This window comes from Streptomyces sp. NPDC006743, assembly GCF_040703815.1.
Taxonomy (GTDB): Bacteria; Actinomycetota; Actinomycetes; order Streptomycetales; family Streptomycetaceae; genus Streptomyces.
Genome location: NZ_JBEYJA010000033.1, coordinates 66,998 through 89,458 on the forward strand (window position 1 = coordinate 66,998; position 22,461 = coordinate 89,458).

Sequence of the window (22,461 nt, forward strand, 5' to 3'; positions counted from 1 at the left end):
CGAAACGGAAGAGCGCTTCCGTGGCCCAGAACGTAATGAGCGCCCGCGAGCACCGTCAAGGGTTCTGCCGGAAAATGGAATACCATTTTTTTTCGGGTGGTGGAGACATGCCCTCCGCCGGCCGGAGCTGCGATCATGTGCGCGACCGCGTCAGCCGGCGCGGGCCGGAGCCGTCCGCGCCCACCAGGAGGCCGCGTGTCCCTCGACGTCGACGTCATCCGCTCCCAGGTCCCGGCGCTGAAGTCCGGTTCGGCGCGCTTCGACGCGCCCGGCGGCACCCAGACGCCGCAGCCGGTCATCGACGCCGTCGCCGAGGCCCTGGCCGGACCGCTCGCCAACCGGGGCCGGACCACCCAGGGCGAGCGCAACGCGGACGACATCGTCATCCGGGCCCGCGGCGCCCTGGCCGACCTGCTCGGGGCCGACCCGCGAGGTGTCGTCTTCGGCCGCAGCGCCACCCAGCTGACGTACGACCTGTCCCGTACGCTCGCCCGGACCTGGGCGCCGGGCGACGAGGTGGTGGTCACCCGCCTCGACCACGACAGCGACATCCGGCCGTGGGTGCAGGCCGCCGAGGCGGTCGGCGCGCGGGTGCGCCGGGCGGACTTCGACCCGGACTCCGGCGAGCTGCGCCCCGAGCACCTGGCGGACGTCCTGTCCGCGCGCACGCGGCTGGTCGCCGTCACCGCCGCGTCCAACCTGATCGGCACCCGCCCCGACGTCCCGGCGCTCGCGCACCTGGCGCACGAGGCCGGCGCGCTGCTGCACGTGGACGCCGTGCACTACGCCGCGCACGCGGTGGTCGACCTGGCCGCCTGGGGCGCGGACACGCTGGTGTGCTCGCCCTACAAGTTCCTCGGCCCGCACCTGGGCGTGCCGGCGGCGAGGCCCGCGTTCCTGGAGACCCTCCGTCCCGACAAACTGCTGCCCTCCAGCGACGCCGTCCCCGAACGCTTCGAACTGGGCACCCTGCCCTACGAGTTGCTGGCCGGCGCCGGTGCCGCGGTGGACTTCCTCGCCGGCCTGGAACCCGGGGCGCGGGGCGGTCGCCGGGCACGGCTGACCGCTTCCTTCGCGGCTCTGGAGACCCACGAGGAGGCGCTGTGCGAGCGGATCGAGCGGGGTCTGGCGGACCTGGGCGGGATCACGGTCCAACTCGCGGGCCGCGCGGCGCACGCCGACGCTCCTGTTCACGGTGGCCGGCCTGCGCCCGGCCGACGTCTCCCGGCATCTGGCCGCGCACGCGGTGGACGCCCCCGCCGGGTCCTTCTACGCGGTGGAGGCCTCCCGCCGCCTCGGTCTGGGCGACGAGGGCGGCGTACGGGTGGGACTGGCGCCGTACAGCAGCGCCGAGGACGTCGACCGGCTGCTCACGGCGCCGGCCCGCCTGCCCCGGTGAGGGGGAGACGGGCTGGTGAGCGGGTGACGCGCCGGGGGGCCGCCGTGTTCAGCGCGCGGTGTCCAGGTCGCCGGCGAAGGCCCCCGGCCGGGCGCCCGCCGGGGCGAACACGTTCGCCGGCACAAAAGCTGAGGTGACGTCAAGGACCAGGGGTGGCGGCGTCACGGGTGCGGGAGGAACGGGACCGGCCGACGGCCCCGGCTCCAATTTGCATGCTCTGCATTTTTGCATAACATGCACATTGTGGCGAAGGAAGAGACCGCTGGGGGCGGACTGCGTGAGCGGAAGAAGCGGGCGACGCGCGCCGCTCTCACCGAGGCCGCCGTACGGCTGGCCGCCGAGCACGGCGTGGACAAGGTCACCGTGGAGACGATCAGCGCCGCGGCGGGCGTGTCCGTACGCACGTTCTTCAACTACTTCGAGTCGCGGGAGGACGCCTTCCTGATCCTCGACGCGGACGCCGGCACCCGGGTCCGGCGCGCCGTGCTCGACGCCCCCGCCGCGCTCTCCCCGCTGGAGGCCGTCCGCGACGCCGTGGCGGCGGAGCTGGTGGGCGTCGAGCAGCAGCACGAGCTGTGGACCCTGCACGTGGACGTCCTGCACGCCGCGCCCCACCTCCTGGTCCGCAGCCTCGGGGCCCACATGGCGTACGAGACCCGGCTCGCCGAGGCCGTGGCCGCGCGCCTGGCCGCGGGCGCCGGCTCGCCCGGCCGGTCTGCCGGGGACACCGAGGAGCCGTCCGCCCCCCTCGACCTCTACCCGCGTCTGGTGGCCGCCATCGCGAGCGCCGCCGTGCGGGTCAGCGTGGAGCACTGGTGCTCCCGCCAGGAGGAAGCCGCCTTCGCCGACGTCTTCCGCGAGGTCTTCGCACTGCTCGCCGCGGGACTGCCGACGCCACCGGCGCCCGGCACCCCGGCGTAGCGCCTGCCCGGCCCGCTCGCAGGGCCGTCCCCTCTTGTCCGCTCCACCCGTTCACCCGTGTCGAAAGAGCTGTCGTGACCTCACCACCGGCGCCCGCAGAGGCGTCTCCCACCGCCATGACCAACCGTCAGATACTCCAGGCCATGTCGGGCCTGATGGCCGGCATGTTCGTGGCGATCCTGGCGGGCACCGTGGTGTCCAACGCCCTGCCCACGATCATCGCCGACCTCGGTGCCAGCCAGTCCGCGTACACCTGGGTGGTGACCGCCGAGCTGCTGTCCATGACGGCGACGGTGCCGCTGTGGGGCAAGCTGTCGGACCTCTACAACAAGAAACTGCTGCTCCAGCTGTCGCTCAGCATGTTCGTCGTCGGGTCGCTGCTGGCCGGCTTCTCCCACGGCGTGGGTCTGCTGATCTTCAGCCGGGTGGTGCAGGGCATCGGCGCGGGCGGTCTGACCGCGCTGGCCCAGGTCGTCATGGCCTCCGTCATCCCGCCGCGCAGGCTGGGCAAGTACGCCGGCATGTTCGGCGCCGTCTTCGCGGTCGGCACGGTGGCCGGGCCGCTGGTCGGCGGTGTCCTGGTCGACACCTCCTGGCTGGGCTGGCGCTGGTGCTTCTTCATCGGCGTGCCGTTCGCGCTGCTGGCCATCGTGCTGCTGCAGCGCACGCTGACCCTGCCCACCGTCCGGCGCGAGGTGAGGATCGACTTCCTGGGTGCCTTCCTCATCGTGGCCGGTGTCTGCGCCCTGCTCATCTGGGTCTCGCTGGCGGGCAACCAGTTCGACTGGGCCTCCTGGCAGACGGCCGCGCTCACCGGAGCCGGAGCGCTGCTGCTCGTCGCCGCCGTCTTCGTGGAGGCGCGCACCGCGGAGCCGGTGATCCCGCTCGGCATCTTCCGCAACAGGACGGTGACGCTCACGACGGTCGCGAGCCTCTTCGTCGGTGTCGCCATGTTCGGCGGTACGGTCTTCCTCTCGCAGTACTTCCAGATCTCGCTGGGCAAGTCGCCGACCGTCGCCGGTCTGATGAGTCTGCCCATGATCCTCGGCCTGCTGGTGTCGTCGACCGTCGCGGGCCAGGTGATCAGCAGGACCGGCCGGTGGAAGCGGTACCTGGTGGCGGGCGCGGTCACGATGACCGTCGGCCTCGCCCTGCTGTCCACCATCGACGCCGACACGCCCTTCGCCCTGCTCAGCCTCTACATGGCGGTGCTCGGGGTCGGCGTCGGCATGCTGATGCAGAACCTGGTGCTGGCCGCGCAGAACGACGTGCCCGCCGCCGAGCTGGGCGCCGCCACGTCGGTGCTGTCCTTCTTCCGCAGCATGGGCGGCACGGTCGGCACCAGCGTCCTCGGCGCGATCCTCGCGCACCGGGTCACCACCGAGCTGGCCAAGGGCCTGAAGGCGGCGGGCATTACGGCCCCCGCGGGTCAGCAGGGCGGCGGGAGCGGGGTGCCGGACATGAAGTCCCTGCCCGGCCCGATGCGTTCGATCGTCGAGCACGCCTACGGGGTCGCCACCGCCGATCTGTTCCTGGTGGCCGCGCCCTGTGCGCTGCTGGCGCTGATCACGGTCGTGTTCCTCAAGGAGAAGCCGCTGAAGACGACCAGCGGCATGGAACGGCTCGCCGAGGAGTCCAACGCCGCCGCGCCGGTCGGCTGATCCGCGGTCATGACCACGCAGGGGGCGGTGCCGCGGGCGCACCGCCCCCTGCGCCGTGCGGTGCCGGACCCCCGAGCCCGGCACGATCCGAACGCGAGACCCGGAGAGCTGCGGACAGGAGCGGGCCCCGGCGGGCGGCACGCCCCCTCGCCGCGTTGCCGGAAGGCCCTGGCAGCTCCGCCACAAGAACCTTGCGGCGCCCCGCGATCGCACGCACCGGACACCGGCCGCTGATCGCAACCCACTTCTGTCCGCACCTCTAACTCCGCGGCCGTGTCCGCCGGCGCGCGTGGACGCCCCAGACGACGGCCGCGGCCAGGGCGATCGCGACGACCGCGGTGGACATCCCGGCCTGGACGCCGGCGCGGACGGTGAGGGCGCCCGCCACCAGGGCGCCGAGCGGCACGCCCAGGCCCGAGGAGAGCATCCGGCGGGTGGTGTTGACCCGCCCCTGGAGTCCGGGCGGGGTCACCTCCTGGGAGTAGGTCATCGTGTTCACCAGGACCACGAGGTACGCCGATCCCCACGCCGCCAGGGCGAGGAGGGCGACCCGCCAGTCGGAGGTGCGCACCACGACCAGGCCGAGCACCGCCCCCGCCGGCAGCACCCCGAGCAGCAGCGGGAAGGCGGCGAAGCGGCGTCGCAGCCGGGGCAGCAGCACGGACCCGCCGATGCCCCCGGCGCTCCACGCCATGTACAGCAGCCCGATCCGCCCGTCGGTCCCGTGGATGCCCAGCACCCGGTCGGCGAAGACGGCGAGCTGGCCGACGATCGCCCCGCCGGAGAACGACTGGAGGGTGCCGACCAGAGTCATGACGCGCAGCGTGGGGTGCCCGAGCAGGAAGCGGAGGCCCTCGCCCACGGACTCCCGGAACCCGGTACGCCGCGCCGCGGGTGCGCCCGGGCGTCCGGCGGTGCGGGAGACGGCCCTGATGAGCAGCGCGGACACGGCGAAGGACAGGCCGTCCAGGGCCAGGGTGCCGGCGGGCCGCAAGAGCAGGATCAGACCGCCCGCCAGCGCGTTGCCCGCGATACGGACGACGGTCTCGGTGCCGTACAGGACGCTGTTGGCCGCCGCCAGATCGTCCTTGCCGACGACGTCGGGGACGAATCCGTAGACGCCCGCGTCGAAGAAGAGCCCGAGTGCGGCGGAGGCGAACGCCACGGTCAGGAGGTGTCCGGCCGTCAGCGCGCCGAGGGACGCGGCGAGCGGGACCGAGGCGAGGCAGGCCGCGTTGAGCCAGTCGGTGGCGATCATCAGACGACGCCGGTCGGTCCGGTCGGCGACGGCACCGGCGATCAGCCCGAAGACCACATAGGGCAGGGTTCCGGCCGCGGCGACCAGCGAGACCAGCAGCGGCGAGCGGGTCTCCTGGAAGGTCAGCACGGGCAGGGCCACCGCCGTCACGGCGGAGCCGAGCCCGGAGACCGCGCGCGACGTCCAGAACCAGCGGAAGCCGGGGAGGCGGCGCAGCGGCACCGGTACCTCCCTCGGCGGCCCGTCGTCCGCTCCCGCACCGCCGGACGCGGTGGGAGCTCCGTTTCGCGTGGGTTCCGCCGGCGGCGGCTGGGGCGAGGTGGAGGTCATACGGGCTCCCGGAGGGTGGGCCGCGGCCGGGCCGCGGCGAACTGGTGGTGGACCGGCAGCGCTCGGCGGGCGGTGCCGGGTGGAGAAACAGCGAAACCCCACCGGACGCTCGCCGGTGGGGTGTGCTGTGCGGGTGGCCTGCCGTGGCCGCCCGTCGGTCGGGGGCCGGTCGCTGTCGCGTACGCCGGAAGCACGAGGAACGCGCCCGAAGGGGCGGTGGTTCGTCGGATACGAGGGCGGTGAGGTCCGTGACGGCTCGGTGAGGCCGGGTCCGGGGACCGTCGAGTGCGGCCCCGGGAATCGGATGGAACATATCAGGGCGTGCCGGTGGCAGGTCAAGGCCCGCCGGAGCACGGGCGGTTCGCGGGAGCCGGTCGGAGAGACCGGTCAGGGGGCGCCGGCCAGGGACACCGGTCCGGGAGACGGGCCAGGGGCGCCGGCGAGCGGGCGGGTCAGGGGCGCCTGTAGTACTTGCAGGCGAGGTCCTCGATGCCCTTGTGGTCGAGGCAGACCTTGACCCGGGTGGCCCCGCCGGGGGCGTCGGCCACGACGGAGAAGGTGAACTTCGCCGACGCGCCGCACACCGAGGGGCGGTAGCCGTCGGCCCCGAGGGGCTTCGTGCCGCTGTACGTCGTGAGCCAGGTCGTCCGGCAGGACGTCGGGCTCACGGACTTGTGTTCACCGGAGATGCTCACCGACCGGTTGTGCCAGGTCAGGGTGCCCCGGGTGTAGGTGTTGCCGTAGGGGACGTCGAAGTGGCTGGTGGGGTCCGCCGCGGCCTGGGCCCCGGCGGTCGCGGACTGGCCGAGAAGTGTGGCGGCGGCGAGCACCAGGGTGCCGAGACCTGCCGCGAGCTGTGTGCGCATCGTGTGCTCCACAGGGGTGTCGGGGGCCGCGACGCGGGTCCGTCCCGGCACGGCCTCGTGGGGGATGACGCGTCGAGTATGGCGGAAGGCCGGGTAGTTCCGTGGCGATATGCCGGAATACGACGGCACGTACGCGGAACACGGCGGACGGACGGCACGGGCTCGGCGAACGCGCGGACCGCCGAGACTCCCGGCACTCATGCGGACCGCCGGGACTCCCGGCACGCGCGCGGCCCGCCGAGGCTGCCGGCGTGCGGACAGTCGGCGCGGGGTCGGCACACGCGCGGACCACCGGGGCTCCCAGCACACGAACCGGCGGCAGGGCTCGACACACGCACCGACCGCCAAGGCACCCTGCGTACGAACGGACGGCACGGGCTCCGCACACGCGCGGGCCGCCGAGACTCCCGGCACCCGAACGGACCCCATGGCTCGGCATACGCCGGGGCGACCCGGGGCTTCCGGCGTACCGCCGGGCAGTCCAGGCGGTGGCATGCCGCCGGTCCGACGAACGGCGCGCGGCGGTCACCGTCCGGCATGCGCCCCGGACCGTTCCCGGGGCCCGGCCCCAGCGGCCGTCCCGCCTCAGCCGCCGGGCCAGGACCACCGCGTACGGGAGGCCGCGCGGCAGCGCCTCGGCCGGCGCAGGCTCTTCGCTCGGGCGGCCGTCCCCGCTCAGGTGGCGGCGCGCAGCCGGGGGTCCCTGCGGCGCTGCGGGAGGCGCTGCCGGGGCAGGGCGGGCGGGGCCGTCCTCGCGGTGTGGCCGGGCGGCCCGGTGAGACAGTGGGCCGCGTACAGGCGTACGGCGTCGTGCAGGCGGTAGCGGGTCCCGCCCGCGCCGTCGGCGGTGCTGACGTGGGTGACCTGGCGATGCAGCAGTTCGTCGAGGAGGTCGGCGGCGTGCTCCCTCGACGGTGTGACGCGGGCCGTCACCTCGTCGGTGCCGAAGTCGCCGCGCAGCGCCGCCAGTCGCTCCAGTGCGACGGTGACCTGCGGGGGCAGCCCTTGGTGGTGGGCGGCGACGCTGTCCTGCAAGGACAGGTCCCCCACGCGCAGGAAGCGCAGGCGCTGCTCCTCGTCGGCCAGCCGGTGGGCGAGGTCGCGCAGGGAGCGGTGGGGGCGGGTGGTGAGCCAGAGTCCGGCGATGTGCAGGGCCAGCGGCAGCCGTGCGCAGGACTCCACGACGTCCGTGGCCGCGGAGCGTTCCGCCCGGGTGCGCGCGGCGCCGACCAGGTCGTCCAGCACCCGGTGGGCGTCGGGCCGGTCGAGTGCGCCGATCCGTAGCTCCAACTGGTCATGCAGTGCGGGCAGTTCACGCCGGGCGGCGACGAGGACCGCGCTGCGCGCGTCGTCGACGAGCAGCGGGCGTATGTGTGCCTCGGTGGCGGCGTTGTCGAGGACGACGAGGACGCGCCGCCTGCTGAGGACGTCGCGCAGCCGTGCGCCGGCTTCCTCCGGGCCGTCCGTGTCGGGCGTACCGCCCAGGGAGCGCAGGACGCGGCGGACGAGCCGGTCGGGGGTGAGCGGGGCGGCGCCCGCCGGGTGCAGGTCGACGAAGACCTGGCCGTCGGGGAACCGGGCGCGCGCGGTGTGGGCGGCGCGCAGGATCAGTGCGGTCTTCCCGGCGCCCGGCGGCCCCACCACGACGGCGAGCCGCCCGCGGTCGGGGTGTTCCTGTGCGACGAGGTGGGCGTGCAGCCGGTCCAGGAGAGGTTGCCTGCCGGCCAGATGGGGGCGGGGGGCGGCGGGCAGTTCCGCGGAGAGGGCCACGGGCCGTGGCCCGGGGCGGTGTTCGGGCCGGGGGGTGCGCAGCAGGCGTCCGACGTCCGCGGGCGGCAGGCCGAGTGCCTGGGCGAGCAGGCGCAGGGACTGCTTGCGGGGCCGGGCGGTGTGTCCGGTCTCCAGGTTGCGGATGGCCCGTACGCTCAGTCCGGACCGGCGGGCCAGGTCCTCCTGGGTGAGGCAGGCCGCCTCCCGGGCGTGGACCAGAGTCGCGGCGAGCGCCTCCAGTGTGGTGGTGTCGGTCACGTCATGCCCATCTCGTCGTGCTTGTCATGACATCCCTGGATCGGTGTGGTGGGGCTGCGGGGCGGGGAGTTGGGGGGACGTGGGCCCGGCGCGGTGGGCGGTTCAGCGCCGGGGACGTGTCAGGGGCACCGTGAAGGTGTGGCGGGAGCCGGGGTGGACGGAGCGTGTCCATTCCACCGGGAGGCCGTCGGCGTCGCGGGTGTGACGGGTGAGCAGCAGCATCGGGAGGCCGACGTCGGTGGCGAGGAGGGCGGCCTCGCGCGGGCTGGCGACGGCGGCCTCGATGGTCTCCTCGGCCTCTGCCAGGCGCACGCCGTGGTCCTCGGTGAGCGCGGTGTACAGGGAGCCGTGGACCGCCAGCGACTGCGGCAGGGACGGGAACCGGCGGGCGGGCAGGTGGGTGGTCTCGACGGCCGTGGGTTCGCCGTCGGCCAGGCGCAGCCGTTCGACGCGCAGTACGCGTTCGCCGGGGCCGAGGCCGAGCAGCCGGGAGAGCCGTGCGTCCGGCCCGGTCTCGCCGATGTCCAGGATCCGGGTGGCGGGCCGCAGGCCCTGGGCACTCATCTCCTCGGTGTAGGAGATGAGTTGGAGAGTACGTCGGAGTTTGGGCCGGGCCACGAACGTGCCTTTCCCGTGCACCCGGTCGAGCCTGCCCTCCCTCGCGAGTTCCTGGAGGGCGAGCCGGACGGTGGTACGCGAGGCGTCGAACCGGAGGGCGAGTAATCGCTCGGCGGGCATACGGGAGCCGGGCACCAGCGCCTCCGTCATTTCCAGAACGTGCTGCTTGATGCGGTAGTACGTGGGGACCCGCACGCGGCGGCCCGGCTGGGGCCGCTCGTGTCGGGCGCTGCTGACAACGTTGGTCACGGCCCGCCTTCCCGGCCGTCTCACCGGCCTCCCGTTATAGCCCTCAACTCGCCATTGGTCCAGTCCAGATGAGAGGGGCGTGCGCCGGCGGCGGGGGCGGAACGGCCGCGGCCCGCACCGCCGCGCGGCGGGCCGGCCGGGTCCGCCGGGCCGCCTTGACGCCGGGCAAAAGTCTAGGCCAAGCTCCCCGGTGAAGGTCTACACCAATCGGTGCCGGATCCCCGGTCGCAGCGCGAGGGTGGGCTGCGCGGTCCGGACCCGAGGGGCGTGCGCCGGAGCATCACCTGAAGGAGGGGGCCGTGCCGCACGTCCAGGACGAAGCGGTGCGGGCAGCTCCCCGGTGACCGCCGGGCGGCGGCCGGCGGCCGGGCGGCCCTGCGCCCGGGGTGCCGTTCCCGGTCCTTCACCTCACCCGCAGGGCAAGGCTGTGAGCGCGGTCCGAGCGACGGCGCCGCGAAAGGATGACGCCCCCGATGACCATGAGTGCCACCGGCAACGAGTCCCTCGCCCGCGACGCCCTCGCGGTGCTGCAGCCGGGGTTCGCCGGCACCACCGCGCCCGACTGGGTGCACCGCCGCATCGGCGAAGGGCTGGCCGCCGTCGCCCTGTTCGGCCGCAACGTCGCCTCCCCGGAGCAGGTCGCCGAGCTGACGGCCCGGTTGCGCGCGGAGCGCGACGACCTGCTGGTGGCGATCGACGAGGAGAGCGGGGACGTGACCCGCCTCGACGTGCGGACGGGCTCCGCCTTCCCGGGCGCCCACGCGCTCGGCGCGATCGACGACCCCGGCCTCACCCGGCGCGTCGCCCGCGAGCTGGGCCGCCGCCTCGCCGGGTGCGGCGTCAACCTCAACTGGGCGCCGTCCGCCGACGTCAACGCCGACCCCGGCAACCCGGTGATCGGCGTACGGGCCTTCGGCGCGGACACCGGCCTCGTGGCCCGGCACACGGCCGCCTACGTCCAGGGCATGCAGGCCGCCGGTGTCGCCGCCTGCACCAAGCACTTCCCCGGCCACGGTGACACCAACGTCGACTCGCACCACGCCGTCCCGCGCATCGACGTCGACGAGGACACGCTCCGCAAGCGTGAGCTGGTCCCGTTCCGGGCGGCCATCGAGGCCGGTACGCGGGCCGTGATGAGCGCGCACATCCTGGTGCCCGCGCTGGACCCGCGGCGGCCGGGCACCCTCTCGCGGCGCATCCTCACCGAGCTGCTGCGCGGTGAACTCGGCTACGACGGCCTGATCGTGACCGACGGCATCGAGATGCAGGCGATCTCGCGGACCTACGGCCTGGAGCACGGGGTCGTGCTGGCCATCGAGGCGGGCGCCGACGCGATCTGCGTCGGCGGCGGGCTGTGCGACGAGGGCACGGTGCTGAAGATGCGCGACGCGCTGGTGGCCGCCGTCCGCTCCGGTGAACTGCCCGAGGAGCGGCTGGCGGACGCCGCCGCCCGGGTGCGGGAGCTGGCGCGGTGGACGGCGCGGGCGCGCAGCGGCGCCACCGTCGAGGCCGACCCGGAGGTGGGGCTCGTCGCGGCCCGCCGCGCGCTGGCCGTCACCCGCGCCGGCGCGGCACAGGCCGTCGACCGGCCGGTCTACGTCGCCACGTTCAACCCGGCACCGAACATCGCCGTCGGCCACGAGACGCCGTGGGGCGTGGGAGCGGAGCTGGAGCGGCTGCTGCCGGGCACCACGACGGGCACCTTCACCGGCCCGGACGCGGGCCAGGAGGCCCTGGCGGCCGCGGGCGGGCGCAGGATCGTCGCGGTGGTGCGCGACGAGCACCGCCACCCGTGGATGCGGTCGGGCCTGGACGCGCTGCTCGCCGCCCGGCCGGACACGGTCGTGGTCGAGATGGGCGTGCCCCAGTCCCCCGCCCGCGGTGCCGTGCACATCGCCACGCACGGGGCCGCCCGCGTGTGCGGGGTGGCCGCCGCCGAGCGCATCGTCGCGGGCTGACACGGGCCCGCGCGGCACGGACGGGCACGGGCCGGCAGCGGCACCGGCCGGCACGGAAGGGTGACCGGCCGGCGCAGACGGACAACGGCACGCCAAGGGCCCCACGGGCCCCGTAAGAGCTGCGAACAAAAGGGGCGCCCGGCACGCGACGCCCGGCACGCACGCTTGCGGCGTTGCCGAAAGGCCCTGGTAGCTCCGCTACAAGGCCGGCTCCGAGGGCGGCGCGGACACCCGCGCCGCCCTCGGAGCTGCGCCCGGCCGCCGCAGATGCCCGCCCGCCCCGCCGGAGCACGCCCGCACCACCGGTACGCGCCCCCACCGGTGCACGCCCGGTAACCGGCATTTGAGAGGCACTTGGGGGCAGCTTCGGCGGACCCGCGTTGACACCACAAGTGGTCTAGTCCAACTTGAGAGTGCCTCGGCTCGATCATCGCGCAGAGCCGGGTTCCGGCCGCTCGGCCACTGAAGAACCACACGCCCTGGAGTGATTCCATGCCGGCATCCACCCCCCATCTGCATCGCGCTCCCTCGGCCCGCCCCTACTTCAGCGCGGACGGCGAGACCTACCTCGCGCAGACACCGCTGCGCGACATCGAGAAGTCCCGTCCGCTGCGCGTGCTGTCCGAGGAGGACTTCGCCTTCTGGCAGACCTACGGTTACGTCGTCGTCCGGGGCGCCGTCGCACCGGACGCGGCCAGGAGCCTGCTGGAGTTCGCCTGGGAGTTCCAGGGCCTGGACCCGGACCGCCCCGAGACCTGGTACGAGGAGCGCGCGTTCCGCTCGGACCTCGACCGCGACCTGCACGTCTACGGCTTCGTCGAGGCGTACCACCACCAGCTCCTGTGGGACAGCCGGCAGACGCAGCGGGTCTACGACGCCTTCGTCGACGTCTGGGACTGCGAGGAGCTGTGGGTCACCCTCGACCGGCTCAACCTCAACCCGCCCAACCGGGGCAGCCGTTCGCGTTCGCTGATTGCGCCCACCGACGAGGGCTTCGACATCGAGCTGCACTGGGACGTCGACACCACACTGGCCGTGCTGCCGCAGCGGGTGCAGGGCATCCTCGCGCTCAACGACACCGACCCCGCGCTCGGCGGCTTCCAGTGCGCGCCCGAGCTGTTCAAGCGGTTCGAGGAGTGGCGCATAGGCCAGCCGCGCGACCGCGACCCGATCCGCCCGGCGGTCGACCGGACTGAGTTCCCGGTGGTGCGGCCCGACCTGCGCGCCGGCGACCTGCTCATCTTCAACGGGCTGCTGGCCCACGGCGTGGCGCCCAACGTCTCGCAGCGGGGCGTGCGCGCCGCCCAGTACCTGTCCATGATGCCCGCGCTGGAGGAACACGAGGAACTGCGGCGCTCGCGCGTGGAGTCGTGGCGCACGCTCAGCACCCCCGACTGGAACCCGACGCTGCTGGGCGACGCCGTGCGCCCCGAGGCCGACCGGTACGGGCCCGCCACCCTCAACGGCCTGGGCAGGAAGCTGCTCGGGCTGGACTCCTGGAGCGGTCACGGGAGCGCCGCGTGAGCGGGACCGCCGCACCCGAGCGGATCTGTCTGGCACTGCCCACCAACCGGGCGTGCTCCGCTACCCTGACGGCCGTCGCCGGGGAGGCCGCCTACGCGGCCCGCCGCTTCGGCGTCGAGGTCCACCTGCTCGTCCTCGACTCCAGTGACGAGCCGGCCCGCGCCGAACACGCCCGGGTCATGGCCGCGCTCCCCGCCGTTGCGGGCGTCGTCGCCCACCATCTCGACGAGGAGGAGCAGCGCGCCTTCCTGGAGCGGGTGATCCGGCGGGCCGGCTGCGCCGAGCCCGAGCGGCTGCTGTCCCTCCTGCTCCCGTCCGCCGTCTCCTACGGGGCCTGCACCGACCGCGCCTTCCTGATCGCCGCGGCCCTGGGCTGCCGGTCGGTGCACCGCCGGGACTCCGACAGCGCCTACCAGACACTGGACGGCGCTCCCGTCCACCCCGTCCGCCACGAGGTGGCCGCGCTCGGCCGCCCCGCCGCGCAGGTGGCGCACGAGGTGTCCGAGACCGTCCTGGACACGGCCCACGCCGGGCGTCCGGTGGCGATGGCCGGCGCCTCCTTCATCGGCGAACTGTCCGTGGACATCGGCGAGATGGCCGAGCTGGACGAGACGGTGTATCACGAGGTCGTGAGCCTGTGGGCGCCCTCTCACTGGTCCGAGGAGAGCAAGCGGGAACTGGTCGAGGAGTCCTTCCGGGGCGCCGGCACCGCCCCGTTCACCGCGGACCGCTCGACGCTGACCCTGGTCGACCCCATGCGGGTGGACATGTGCAACATCAGCTTCAGCCGCGAGGTGTACGAACGGGTACCGCTGCCCCCGGCCACCGACACCATCGGCAGCGACTACTTCCTGATCCACCTGGTGCACGACGCCACGCTGCCCGGTGTCCTGCACAACCGGCACATCGAGAACTTCTACACCCCGCACCGGCGCACCGACGCCGGGTTCCGGCAGTACCAGACCCGGTTCGTGAAGTTCCTCCTGTCGATGCTCTACTTCCACTTCGTCTACGACCGGATGGCGGCGGCGGGCCCCGCCCTGCTCGACGCCGAACAGCACGTACGGGCGGACGCCGTCTCCGGTCTGCTGCGCGAGAGCACCCGCCTGGACCGGGCCGAGAACCGGTGGCGCCTGGACCGGATCGACACCGCCTACCGCAAACTCGGCGGCAGGTACGAGGCGTTCGCCCGGTCCCTGGTGGCGCACCGCGAGCGGCTGCTCGACCAGGCCGAGCGCGACATCGAGGAGTTCGCCCTGCTGACCGACTCCTGGGCGGCGCTGGCGCGCGCGGCCCGGAGCGAGGGGACCGGGGGCACGAGCGGGTGAGCACGGACGTACCGGCGCGGCTGGCCCGCGCCCTGGCCGCCGCCGGCTCGGACCGCCTGGTCTACGACCTGGCCGGCATCAGGGGGCAGTACCGGCGCCTGCTGGAGGAACTGCCCGGTGTCCGCGTCCGGTTCGCCATGAAGGCGTGCCCGGTCGACGAGGTGCTGCGGTCCCTGGCGGCAGAGGGCGCCGGTTTCGACGCGGCGAGCCCCGCCGAGATCACGCAGGCCCTGGCCGCGGGCGCGCCCGCCGAGCGGATCCACTACGGCAACACCGTCAAGTCCGACGCGGGCATCGCCGAGGCCCACCGTCTGGGGGTGCGCACCTTCGCCACCGACAGCACGCAGGACGTGGCGGCGGTGGCCGCGCACGCGCCCGGCGCCCGCGTCTTCTGCCGCCTCGCCACCAGCGGGGAGGGTGCGTTGTGGGGACTGAGCCGGAAGTTCGGCTGCTCGGGCGAGGACGCCGTCCGGGTGCTGGAGACGGCTCGCGCGGCCGGTCTGGTGCCCGCGGGCCTGTCCGTGCACGTCGGCTCGCAGCAGATGACGGCCGAGGCCTGGCGGGACGCCTGCGACCTGCTCGCCGACGTCGTCGTGGCGCTCGCCCGGCGGGGCATCGCCCCGGACCACGTCAACCTGGGGGGCGGCCTGCCGGCGCTCGGCTACCTGGACCGGCACGGCCGCCCGCTCGAACCCCCGCTGGACAAGGTGTTCGCCGTCCTCCGGGACGGCATGGACCGGCTGCGGCAGGTCAGCTCCCGGCCCCTCGCGTTCGTCATGGAGCCCGGCCGCCACCTGGTGGCCGACCACGGCGCCGTCCGCGCCCACGTCTACCGCCTCACCACACGCCGGCAGCCCGACGGCCGGCTCGCGCGCTGGCTCTACCTCAGCTGCGGCAAGTTCAACGGGCTCTACGAGATGGACCAGCTCTGCCACCGGCTGGTCTTCCCCGGGCACACCGGCGCCGCCCGGGTGCCGGCCGTCGTCGCGGGTCCGACCTGCGACAGTGACGACGCCTACGGCGCCGACGGCCACCGCACTTCTGTGCCCGCGGACCTGGCGTCGGGCGATCCGGTGTGGATCCTGTCGGCCGGTGCCTACGCCGCCAGCTACACGACCCAGGGCTTCAACGGATTCCGCCCGCTGCCCCACGCCTGGACGGGCGAGGGGCCGGACGCACCGCGGCGGTCCGCCGGGCGGGGCGGGCCGACGTGACGAAGCCACCGCGCATACGCGCCGTCACGGACGCCGACTGGCCCGGCATCGCCGCCCTGGAGGCCGCGGCGTACGCCAGAAGCGGCCTCACCGAAGGGCAGGCGGCGCTGGAGTCCCGGGGACGCGTCTCCCCGGGGACGTGCTTCGTCCTCGACGCGGGCGACCGGATCGCGGGCTACGTCCTCGCCCTGCCCTACCCGGAGTCCGCCTTCCCGGACCTGAGCGCACCCGAACGGGCGGCTCACCGCACCCGCAACCTCCACCTGCACGACCTGGTCGTCGGCGAACGCGTCCGCGGCCGGGGACTGGGCGGGCGGCTCGTGCGCCACCTCACGGCCGTCGCGTCGGACCAGGGCTACGAGCGGATGTCGCTGGTCGCCGTCGCGGGCCTGGAGGGCTTCTGGCGCAGGCACGGCTACCGGCCCCGCCCCGACGTCGAGGTCCCGCCCGGCTACGGAAACGGAGCACTGTACATGTCAACCAGGGTGCCCGCGGGCCGACCCTCGACCAGGAAGGTGCCCGGTGATGACGGTGCTCCGCGTCCGTGACGAGTCGAACCGCGCCAAATGGGCCGTCGCGGCGCTGTTCTGCTTCCTCGGCTTCCAGTACGCCACCTGGACCTCGCGGCTGCCCTCCCTCAAGAGCCGGCTCGGCCTGTCCGAGCAGGAGCTGGGGCTGCTGCTGATGGCGTGCGGGGTGGGGGCCGCGGTCTCCTTCCCGCTCGTCTCCCACCTGATGCGCAGGCTGGGCTCGCGGCGGCTGTCGCTGCTCTCGGGTCTGTGCCTCGCGGTGCTCCTGGCCGCCCTGTCGAAGGCACCCGACTACCCGGTCGCCCTGCTGATCATCTGCTGCGACGGGGTGGCCGTCGGCGCGCTGAACGTGGCCATGAACGCCCAGGGTGCCGCGCTGGAGAAGCGGTTCCGGCGCACCGTGATGTCCCAGTTGCACGCGACCTTCAGCGCCGGTCTGCTCGGCGCCGCGCTCCTGGCCTCCGGGGTCAACCTGGTGACCACCGCGGTCACGGCGCACTTCGCCGTGGCCGTCGTCCTCCTGCTGCTGCTCCTGGCCTTCGCGCGGCGGGGTCTGCTCGACGAGCCCGAGCAGGCCCCGGCGGCCGGACCGGACGCACCGCGAGGGGACGAGCGGACCGGGCGCCGCCGCGGCGCGCTGACCCTGCCCGCGCGCGCCACCCTGTGGATGGGCTGCGCCATGGTGTTCGGCACCATCACCGAGGGCGCCATGAACGACTGGTCCGCGCTGTACATGAAGGAGGTCGCCGAGGCGTCGGCGAGCGTCGCGCCGATGGGCATCGCCGTCGTCTCGGTGATGATGCTGCTGGCCCGTGTCTTCGCCGACCGCTGGCGCAGCCGCTGGGGCGACGGGCGGGTGGTCCGGGTCGGCAGTACCGTGGCGGGCGTCGGGCTGGCGCTGGCCCTGGCGGCCGGCGGGGTCGTGCCGACGCTGATCGGGTTCGCCTGCGTGGGCCTGGGCGCCGCCGCCGTCACGCCGTGCGTCTACGTGGCCGCGGCGGCGCGCGGCGCCGACGCGCTGGCGCTGGTGGCCGCCATGGGGACCACCGGGCTCCTGATCGGTCCCGCGCTGATCGGCTTCATCGCGGGCTGGTGCGGACTGGTGCCGGGCATGGCCGCGGTGGCGGTCTCGGCCCTGATCGTCTCCCTCGCCGCCGGCCGCATCCGGTGGAGCACCCTCGCGCGGCCGGCGCAGGAGCCGCCGGCCGCCACGGAGGACGCGAAGCACCCGGCGGCCGCGGAGTAGCCCCCCGGCCCCCGGGTGCGCGCGTCCTCACCGGTGGGCCCCGGCCACCCTTCACGGGCCGGGGCTCACCGGTGGGGCCCGGTCACTCCTCGAACGTCGTCGCGGTCGGGCGGCGGCTCGCCGCGGTCGCCCGGCCCACGTCGGTCAGCGGCCGCAGCCGGTAGGTGTAGCGGTAGTCGCGGTCGGCGAGGAGCTTGTACTCGTCATGGGTGTGCGCGCCCCAGCTGTTGTCGCCGCCCACACCCATCTGACGGTGGTTCAGCCGCAGGACGACCTCCTCGCGCGGGGTGAGCTGGTAGTCGTGGCGCGCGCCGAGCGACAGGTCCTCCGGGGTGAAGTGCGAGGCGTTGAACTCCAGCAGCGGCTCACCGCAGGCGAGCAGGCCGTGCCCGTCGCCGTCGGTGAGCGCGACCCAGCGGACGTCGGTCTTGTTGCCGTTCTCCTGCGGCCGGATGTAGGGGGTCCACTGACCGGAGACGGTCCCGGAGTACAGGCCGACGTCCGTGCCGTCGTTGCGGTCCCAGTGGTTCTCCTCGGGTCCCCGCCCGTAGTAGTGCAGGTGCTCCAGGCGGGCGGGCAGGAGCAGCAGCGTGCCGATCTCGGGGATGTAGGGCAGGTTCGCCGCGCCCGGGTGCAGCGTGTTCTCCACCTTGATCTCGGCGTTGCCGAACACGGTGTACGTGGTGGTGTACGCCGACTCGACGGTGGTGGGCAGGGTGCCGGTGACCTCGATCTCGACGGCCCGGTCGCCCAGGGCCCGTACGCCGACGCCCGTCACCGTGCGGCGGGCACCGGCGTCCCGCCAGGTCTGGTTGCGGGTGTGCTGGCCGTTGCCCCGGTCGTTGTCGGTGGGGGCCCGCCAGAAGTTCGGCGCCGGGCCGGAGGTGATCAGCCTGCGGCCCGCCGCCTCGTACGACGTGATGACGCCGCTGCGCTTGTCGACGACGACGGAGAAGTCCCGGCCGGTGACGGTGACGGCCTCGTCGCCGTCCTGGTGGCGCAGGGCCGGGACGCCGCGCAGCGGTACCGGGGTGACGGCGGGTCCGCCCGCGTCGAGCGGGAGCTGCGCCCGGGCCACCTCGAAGCCGGCCTCGGCCCAGGGGGTGGACTCCTTGGTGGTGAAGGAGAGTTCGAGGAAGTACTCGGCGCCCGGTGCCGGGTGGGCGGGCAGCCGCAGCGGCACGGTGATGTCCTTGCGGGACAGCGGTGCCACGGCCAGTTGGTCGCGGGTGAGCCTGCCCCGGTGTACGACCTCGCCGTCCGCGACCAGGGCCCAGTGTCCGTCGAATTCCCGCAGGTCGGTGAAGAGGTACTCGTTGGTGAGGGTGACCGCCCCCGAGGCGGACACCGCTTCGCCCGTGGCCGGCGCCGCGCCGATCGCCTGGAGGACGCGCTTGATCTCGGCGGCCTTGCCGGTGTGGCCGCGGTCGGCGGTGACGATGCCGTCCGCCTGGAAGTTGCCGTCGTTGGGGTTGTCGCCCCAGTCGCCGCCGTAGGCGAGGAACGTCCGCTCGTGCGGCCGCCTGCGCGCGACGGCCGCGGTGGCGGCGTCGAACCACAGCCGTACGCCGTCGTCGCCCGGGCCGCGGCCGTCCGAGGCGAGTTCGGCGGCGCTCAGCGCACGGGCGTAGACACGCGCCCGGCGGATGGTGCCGCTGAACTCCCGCGTGGGGTTGTCGACGTCGCCGCCGAGGGCGAGCGGCGCCGTGTTGCCGGCCGGCCGCAGCGTCGTGGTGCGGGTGGCCCTGGCCACGCCGTCGACGTACAGGGTGAGGGTGCCCGCCCCGGCGTCGAAGACACCCGCGACGTGGTGCTCGGTGCCCGTCCAGTCCTCGGGCAGCGGCCAGGAGGCGGTGGCCCACTGCCCGGCGGCATGGATGAAGAACTCCAGTCTGCCGTCGGTCTGCTTGAGGGCGTACTGGGTGTCGCCCTTGGCCACGACCGGCTGGTGGTAGCCGGTCACGCGCGGGGTGATCCACGCCTCCAGGGTGAGGGAGCCCGTGAGGTCGAGGCTGTCGTCGCGGGGGAAGACGGTCGTGCCGGACACCCCCGCGGCGCGCTCGAAGCCGGCGCTGGGGTCGATCACTTCGCCGGTGAGCGATCGGGGGCCGGTCTCGGTGAGCGAAATGCGCGCGGGCGTGGGCCAGTTCAGCGCCTGGTCGACGAAGTCCCAGATCCAGCCGCCCTGCAGCACGTCGTACCGGCGGACCAGGTCCCAGTACTTCTTGAAGTTGCCGTTCGAGTTCCCCATCGCGTGGCAGTACTCGATCATGACGTACGGCCGGGTGTCGCCCGTGTCCTTCGCGCGGGCCTCGACGCGGGCGGGGCTCTCGTACATCGCCGAGCGGATGTCGCTGATCCCGGGGCGGTCGTCGCCCTCGTACTGGATGACCCGGGTGGTGTCGTAGGAGCGGATCCAGTCGTGCATGGCGACGAAGGTGCTGCCCCCTCCGGCCTCGTTGCCCAGCGACCAGACGACCACGCTGGCGTGGTTCTTGTCGCGGTGGACCATGTTCTGCGCGCGGGCCACGCAGGCCCGGGTCCAGTCGGGGTGGTCGCCCGGGTACCGGTCGCGGATGCCGTGCGTCTCCAGGTTGGTCTCCCCCACCAGGTACAGGCCGTACTCGTCGGCCAGCTCCAGCCACTGGGGGTTGTTGGGGTAGTGCGAGGTGCGGACGCTGTTCATGTTCATCCGCTTGATGATCCTGATGTCCTCGATCATGTCCGCGCGGGTGAGTGCCGTGCCGCGGGCGGGGTGCATCTCGTGCCGGTTGGTGCCGCGGAAGGAGACAGGCCGGCCGTTGATCCGCATCAGTCCGTCCTTGAGGGCGAACTCGCGCAGGCCCACCCGGTGCGAGAGGGTCTCGGTCACCTTCCCGGACGGGTCGCGCAGGCGCAGCACCGCGGTGTAGAGCTCGGGGTGCTCGGCCGACCAGAGCCGGGGCTGCGGGACCTCCCTGGCGGCCGTCACGGTCACGTCCTGGCCGGCGGGCGCGGAGGCGAGGTCCGCGGTCTGCTGCAGGGGCTGCGGCCAGACCGCGTGTCCGCGCCGGTCGTAGAGCTGCGTCTCGACGGTGTAGCGGCCGGTGCCTGCGCCGCCGTAGGCGCGCACGCTCGCGGTCACCGACAGGTCGGCGGCGGTGTAGTTGTCGCGCAGGGGTGTCTCCAGCTTGAAGTCGCGCAGGTGGACCTCGGGTGTGGAGTAGAGGTGGACCGAGCGGAAGATCCCGCTCAGCCGGATCATGTCCTGGTCCTCCATCCAGTCACCGTCGGAGTAGCGGTACACCTCCACCGCGATCTGGTTGGTGCCGGGCTTCAGGTGCGCGGTGATGTCGTACTCGGCGGGGGTGTACGAGTCCTCGTGGTAACCCGCCAGCTTCCCGTTGATCCACACGTAGTGGGCGGACTTGACCCCCTCGAAGTGCAGGAACGTCCGCCGTCCCGCCCAGGCGCGCGGCACCGTGAAGGTGCGCCGGTACTGGCCCACCGGGTTGTGGCGGGTCGGGGCGGCGGGTGGCTGCGGTTCCTCGCCCAGGCCGTTGGGCCCCCAGTACGGGTAGGTGATGTTGACGTAGACCGGGCGGTCGTGGCCGTGCATCTGCCACACGGACGGGACGGGAATGGTGTCCCACGAGGAGTCGTCCAGGTCGGTGCGGTAGAAGGTGTCGTCGCGTGCGTCAGGGCGGTCGGACCAGGAGAACTTCCAGGTGCCGTCGAGGCTCAGCCGGTACGGGGAGCGGGTGCGGTCGGCCGCCAGGGCCTGGGCGGTGTCCGCGTACGGCATGAGGGTGGTGTGCGGCGGCTCGGTCCCCAGCTGGAAGACGTCGATGTGCCCGTTCCACTCCGTGCCCGTGGCCGCCGCGCCACCGGTGCCGGCCGCGTACGCCGGTCCCTGTCCCGGCACGGAGGACACGGCGAGCGTTCCGAGGACGGCCGCTCCTGCCTCGAGCAGACGGCGGCGGCTGACGACCGGCCGGGCGGGACGATCCGTGGACGGCACGTGCGGGTGCTGCATGACCATGGCCTTCCTCGAGACGGACAGGGCGCCGCCGCGGAAGGCGGGACACCAGGAGCTGTCCGATGCTGTTGGTAAACCGAACACGAGCTTTCGCCGGTCGCCGGCTCGACGACAGGCACGACGTCGGTATTTCGAACGGGAGTTGGCGCCGGTACAGTTCACTGCCGCTGGTGACAGTGGGGGCGGTGGAACCAGGCACACCCTAGGACCCGGACGCAACCGAGGCAATGATCCTGTCGGACTGTGTTCGTTCTTGAGGAGTGGCCGCGGGATGGCGGAGGCGATCCGCAGACCGTCAACATCACGCAACGGGAATTCACCCGCCCCGGTGAGCGGGAGGCCCAACGGCGGCTGGACTTCCGGCCTTTCACGGACGCGCACCCCGGCCGCACCGGCACCACCCCCGCCCCGGGCGTCACCCGCGGTGCGCCCGCACCCCCGGCCCGGACGCCGGCCACCGGAAAGCGGGCGCGGACCGCCCCGGCGCCCCCGGGCGTTTCCCTGTCACGAACCGGTGAAACCGGCGGCGCCACATTGACCGAGACGCACGGACCGCCGCTGTTCACCCCCCGGCCGGTGAGGTTTTCTTCCGGTGGCCACGCCACTCCCCGGAATGTCCGCCCGCGCGAAGAACGACCGAAGGACAGGGAACCACCACCATGCTCATCCGCAAGAATCTGGCCCTCCTGGCCGGCCCGGCGATGCTGGGCAGCAGCCTGCTCCTCCTCACACCGGCCGGCGCCGTCGCCTCACCCCAGGCGACCGGCGCCACCGCCACCGCGGCGACCGCCGCCCTCACCCCGGCCGGGCACACCTCGGCCCGGCCCGCGGCCGGACTGGAGTGCGGCCGGAACTGGCCGCACCACCAGTACCGCAAGGGCGGCGTGACCGGGGCCTACACCGCCTTCCACCTGTGCTGGGACAACCGGTACAACGCCCGGATCGACTACTCCTCCTCCTACGTCAAGGACACCCGCACCGACCGGCACAAGGCCTACGTCTACGTGCACTACCAGAAGCTCATCGGCGGCCACGCCTACTGGAGGTGGTCGGGACCCGAGGCCGGGGCGGGCCCCCAGCGCAACAAGGTGAAGCACTTCCAGTGGGGCAACTCCTCCGTGACCAACGTGAGGGTGGCGGTCTGCGCGGGCACCAGGGCGCCCTGGCAGTCCGGCCACCACTGCAAGACGGTCTGAACCCGGCGACCGCCCGCGGCGGCCGGCCCGGGCCGGGCGCCGCCGACGGCGGGTGGGGGGGGGACCGGGGCGCGGGGCGGGAGGTGGGGTGGGTGTTGGGGGGGGGGGGCGTGGTGT

At 73.8% G+C, this 22,461-nt stretch carries 14 protein-coding genes and 1 pseudogene; 10 read left to right on the top strand and 5 right to left on the bottom strand.

Annotated elements, in window-relative coordinates:
- Positions 1-195: 195 nt before the first annotated feature.
- The 3 genes and pseudogenes from ABZ719_RS24675 to ABZ719_RS24685 all read left to right on the top strand — a co-directional run bounded on the left by ABZ719_RS24675 (position 196) and on the right by ABZ719_RS24685 (position 3,981).
- Positions 196-1,399: pseudogene (locus tag ABZ719_RS24675) on the top strand (cysteine desulfurase-like protein).
- Between the two features lie 234 nt (positions 1,400-1,633).
- The gene (locus ABZ719_RS24680) at positions 1,634-2,320 is read left to right on the top strand and encodes a helix-turn-helix domain-containing protein (protein WP_366727355.1); all 687 of its coding nucleotides are present in this window, start codon (positions 1,634-1,636) and stop codon (positions 2,318-2,320) included.
- Between the two features lie 116 nt (positions 2,321-2,436).
- A complete protein-coding gene (locus ABZ719_RS24685) occupies positions 2,437-3,981 on the top strand; it encodes an MDR family MFS transporter (RefSeq protein WP_366727356.1) in 1,545 nt (514 codons plus the stop codon).
- A 259-nt stretch (positions 3,982-4,240) separates the two neighbouring features.
- Here the strand turns inward: ABZ719_RS24685 and ABZ719_RS24690 are convergent, their stop codons facing one another.
- The 4 genes from ABZ719_RS24690 to ABZ719_RS24705 all read right to left on the bottom strand — a co-directional run bounded on the left by ABZ719_RS24690 (position 4,241) and on the right by ABZ719_RS24705 (position 9,330).
- Complete coding sequence (locus ABZ719_RS24690) at positions 4,241-5,461, bottom strand: MFS transporter (protein WP_366727357.1); 1,221 nt, start codon at positions 5,459-5,461, stop codon at positions 4,241-4,243.
- 560 nt (positions 5,462-6,021) lie between these two features.
- Complete coding sequence (locus ABZ719_RS24695; RefSeq protein WP_366727358.1) at positions 6,022-6,435, bottom strand: hypothetical protein; 414 nt, start codon at positions 6,433-6,435, stop codon at positions 6,022-6,024.
- 675 nt (positions 6,436-7,110) lie between these two features.
- Positions 7,111-8,463: an AAA family ATPase gene (locus tag ABZ719_RS24700; protein WP_366727359.1), complete on the bottom strand. Its 1,353-nt coding sequence runs from the start codon at positions 8,461-8,463 to the stop codon at positions 7,111-7,113.
- Between the two features lie 102 nt (positions 8,464-8,565).
- On the bottom strand, positions 8,566-9,330 hold the full coding sequence (locus tag ABZ719_RS24705; RefSeq protein ID WP_366727360.1) for a GntR family transcriptional regulator: 765 nt from the start codon (positions 9,328-9,330) through the stop codon (positions 8,566-8,568).
- Positions 9,331-9,803: 473 nt separating this feature from the next.
- Between ABZ719_RS24705 and ABZ719_RS24710 the strand changes: the two genes are divergently transcribed.
- The 6 genes from ABZ719_RS24710 (at position 9,804) to ABZ719_RS24735 (ending at position 17,130) form a co-directional block, all read left to right on the top strand.
- Positions 9,804-11,288 (top strand): glycoside hydrolase family 3 protein, encoded by a 1,485-nt coding sequence (locus tag ABZ719_RS24710; protein WP_366727361.1) that lies wholly within the window; start codon positions 9,804-9,806, stop codon positions 11,286-11,288.
- A gap of 492 nt (positions 11,289-11,780) precedes the next feature.
- The gene (locus ABZ719_RS24715) at positions 11,781-12,812 is read left to right on the top strand and encodes a phytanoyl-CoA dioxygenase family protein (RefSeq protein ID WP_366727362.1); all 1,032 of its coding nucleotides are present in this window, start codon (positions 11,781-11,783) and stop codon (positions 12,810-12,812) included.
- On the top strand, positions 12,809-14,140 hold the full coding sequence (locus ABZ719_RS24720) for a DUF6271 family protein (RefSeq protein ID WP_366727363.1): 1,332 nt from the start codon (positions 12,809-12,811) through the stop codon (positions 14,138-14,140). Before ABZ719_RS24715 ends, ABZ719_RS24720 begins: the two co-directional genes overlap by 4 nt.
- On the top strand, positions 14,137-15,354 hold the full coding sequence (locus tag ABZ719_RS24725; protein ID WP_366727364.1) for a type III PLP-dependent enzyme: 1,218 nt from the start codon (positions 14,137-14,139) through the stop codon (positions 15,352-15,354). Before ABZ719_RS24720 ends, ABZ719_RS24725 begins: the two co-directional genes overlap by 4 nt.
- Positions 15,351-15,902, top strand: coding sequence for a GNAT family N-acetyltransferase (locus tag ABZ719_RS24730; protein WP_366727365.1), 552 nt, complete (start codon positions 15,351-15,353; stop codon positions 15,900-15,902). Before ABZ719_RS24725 ends, ABZ719_RS24730 begins: the two co-directional genes overlap by 4 nt.
- Positions 15,880-17,130 carry an MFS transporter gene (locus tag ABZ719_RS24735; RefSeq protein ID WP_366727366.1) on the top strand — a complete coding sequence of 417 codons (1,251 nt, stop codon included), beginning with the start codon at positions 15,880-15,882 and terminating at the stop codon, positions 17,128-17,130. Before ABZ719_RS24730 ends, ABZ719_RS24735 begins: the two co-directional genes overlap by 23 nt.
- Before the next feature lie 82 nt (positions 17,131-17,212).
- Here the strand turns inward: ABZ719_RS24735 and ABZ719_RS24740 are convergent, their stop codons facing one another.
- Entirely contained in the window at positions 17,213-21,151 is a 3,939-nt protein-coding gene (locus tag ABZ719_RS24740; protein WP_366727367.1) for a glycoside hydrolase family 2 TIM barrel-domain containing protein, read from the bottom strand.
- A 656-nt stretch (positions 21,152-21,807) separates the two neighbouring features.
- Here ABZ719_RS24740 and ABZ719_RS24745 point away from each other — a divergent pair.
- Positions 21,808-22,344, top strand: coding sequence for a hypothetical protein (locus ABZ719_RS24745; RefSeq protein WP_366727368.1), 537 nt, complete (start codon positions 21,808-21,810; stop codon positions 22,342-22,344).
- Positions 22,345-22,461: the final 117 nt, after the last annotated feature.